Origin of the sequence: Hydrogenophaga sp., from assembly GCF_026125825.1 — a bacterium.
Taxonomy (GTDB): Bacteria; Pseudomonadota; Gammaproteobacteria; order Burkholderiales; family Burkholderiaceae_C; genus Hydrogenophaga.
Genome location: NZ_JAHCKK010000195.1, coordinates 1 through 2,808, shown reverse-complemented (window position 1 = coordinate 2,808; position 2,808 = coordinate 1). Strand labels below are relative to the sequence as shown.

The 2,808-nt window shown below is 64.7% G+C and carries 2 protein-coding genes; one reads left to right on the top strand and one right to left on the bottom strand.

Annotated elements, in window-relative coordinates:
- Window positions 1–607 precede the first annotated feature (607 nt).
- On the bottom strand, window positions 608–1,987 hold the full coding sequence (locus KIT86_RS24815; protein WP_297403372.1) for a hypothetical protein: 1,380 nt from the start codon (window positions 1,985–1,987) through the stop codon (window positions 608–610).
- Between the two features lie 507 nt (window positions 1,988–2,494).
- On the opposite strand from KIT86_RS24815, the gene KIT86_RS24810 reads away from it, so the two are divergent.
- The gene (locus KIT86_RS24810; RefSeq protein ID WP_297403370.1) at window positions 2,495–2,776 is read left to right on the top strand and encodes a hypothetical protein; all 282 of its coding nucleotides are present in this window, start codon (window positions 2,495–2,497) and stop codon (window positions 2,774–2,776) included.
- Window positions 2,777–2,808: the final 32 nt, after the last annotated feature.

Sequence of the window (2,808 nt, the reverse complement as noted above, 5' to 3'; positions counted from 1 at the left end):
CACTGTGCTTGACCTGGTGCTTGCGCAACGCTGCGCCGCTGCGGAACGTAGAGGCGGTGGCCATGGCCGGGGGACCAGCGGTCACGAAGCTGCTTGGCGCGTGACCGGGCGCTGGCCGGGCGATGGCCGCCGCCGTTGCCCAAACACGATTGCGGAAGGGCAGTGGTACATGCGAAGCTATCTGGCCAATGCCTGTCATTGTCCATACAATCGCTATGCCTGCACGAGGCGCAACAGCGACGCATTGAAAGGCTGCCCTCTGAATGAGACGAGCTAGGTGCAGCTTTGCAGCGACGCTGCGCTTGCTAGCACGATTGTCAGAGTTGTCTATTGTAGAGAGAGTCGCCTCGCATCTGCGTTGGAATGGTCCTTGCCGCAGACGCCACAGTGGCGCAAGCGACGTCCTTGGCACCCCTTTGTGGGCGCCGATGCTTGATAGCATGGTTAAGTGTTGGCGGCCAACACGACAGAAGCTCCTGCAGTCCTCTGCGCACAGCCCCGATCTGATGCCTATCGGCGCTGCCACGGCGCGCACACGTAACCCTGGTTCCGGCATCTAGAAATCGGAACAAGTTGATGCAAGGGCGCACTACGCGTCTCGCAACCTTTACTCGAATGTACAGCGGCGAATTGCTACTCTGCTGCAATTGCAGATAGTGCGCCAATGGGCAGTCCACCGCCAAGCCTTCTTGCCAATTTCGCGCACAAGTGCCGGCATCAGCGTTCGCCCTAGTCGCACGACACTGCGCAAAAAAGCGCGGGCGGCACAGCATTTGAGCGGCGCGGCATGGCCGCCGACAAGCGCAGGGGACATGCCTGTGAATAGGGACAGCAAACCGACGTTCGGGTCGCTTCCATCGCTGGTGACGACAAGCACATTCCCTGTGCTCTCATCAAGCGTCGCCGCATATTGATATGCGCTCTTGGGACCCCGACCTGCCGAGATGTTGTAGTAGTCGCAGCCTGTGCCGCCAAAGTCGCACCGGAACAGCCCTGGCGTGTAGGTGTCGTTGCGCTGGTCGGCGACTGCCACGAACGCGCGCCCACGTGTCCCGTCAACCAGCACGCGAGAGTACTTTGCGGCGCCCTGCAGCGGCGACGGCGGAGTCATGTCCAGGACTGTCGTGCAGTTCTGGATGTGCTTGTCGCAGCGGTAGATGCTCCACTCGCTGGAAACCCACAGGTCGCCGCTGGTCGGATCGATGCCCACCGTGGGGACCTGCGATTCATCGTACCGCCCGCTGTAGCCAAAGATGCAGTGCGTACCGTCCATATCGCACACAAACGTTGGCGTCTTGCCACCCCACGCCACAATCGCCAGCTCGCCGCTGCGTGCGTCCGCCGTGAACCAGCTCGCCCCCAACCGCTGGCCCGTCTGGCCCGACACGTTGACGTTCACGCAGTCCGTCCCGTTGATGCCGCACTGCACCAGGACCGCGCCCTCTGTCGTGCAGCACGTAAACATCAGCAGCTTCCCGTGCTCCCCGTCGATCGCCATCTGCGGGTTGTTGCCCGTGTTGTTGCCCAGGAACGTCGTGATGTTCACCTTCTTGCAGCGCGTCACGCCCAGGTCGCAGTAGAAGACCACGCCCGTGGGCGTGCCACTGGGGGTGTCGTCGTCCTCGGCCGCTATGAGCAGCCGCCCGCCGTCCGTGTCGACAGCGGCGCTCGGCGTTAAGCTAAAGGGCTTCACAAAGGAGGGGCCCACGTAGTGCCAGGAACAGTTCGAGCCATCCAGGTTGCACCGGTTGACGTACAGCTCGTCTTGATTCGCTGTGTTGTCGTAGGCGACGAAGAGCAGGTTGCTAACGGGGTCCATGGCCGCGCTCGGGTTGGCGTAGACGTCGAAGAGGCCCGCGGAGATGTCCGTGTACTTCGACGCGCACGAGGCCGCGCGCACGACGGCGGGCGCGGCGAGCGCGACGAGCACGACGGCCCAGGCCAGCGCGCACCCCATCGTGAGGAGGGCGAGAGAGCGCAGACGCAAGCCCTTCCACCGAGGGCGCTGGCGCCTCGGTGTCTGCCGACCGCTGCTGCTCTTGGGCGCAACCCGAGCGAGTCAAGATAGGCACTAGCGAACCCCCGCTTGCCTGAATCACGTCACGGGGTCGCAGGTGCGGGACAATGGACCTCCGCATGACTCCCGCATGCATGAAGTGGGCAGTGCCGGAGAAGGGCGATCCATCGGCCCTGCTGCATCTGGCCCTTGAGGCGCTGGCGGGCGGGTTGCCGCTGACGCACCTGGACGAGCGTACGCGCGTGAGGATTCAGCAGGAGGCCAGGCGATGGCTCAGGAGGGTCAGCGTGACAGAGCGGGATATCGGCGGCCTCTGCAATTCGAACTGGTGGGACCACATGCCACAGGCGCTGGCGACCGACCGCTGCGCATCTACTCGGGCGACGCGAGGGGACGCCAGGTCATGGTCAGGACGGTGAGTGAGACAGAACAGCGAGTGGGGGGAGACAGGGCAAGCCGATGGGCGAGCCGACACACATGACCCGCTCGGGCGACGAGTACAACTGCGCGCACTACGATTTGGAAGGCAGCTGCCCGGTCTGCCGCAAGGGCTTTCAGGACAGGCGGAAACTGGTCGCGCACCACGAGGCGCAAGGAGCGGCCAGCGCCGTCCTGGGGAGGGCGGCCGAACTCGGGCTGGAGGCCGCAGTGCGCGCCGCGAGGCCGGCCGTGCTGGCATGCACGCCGTGCCCGAAGCGACAGCACTGGCTGTGCATGGGGCTGCCCGCCGCGCCGCAGCAGCCGCTGCTGGCTCCCTAGTGCGCAGCCTGCGTGCAGGCGCTTGGGCTGTC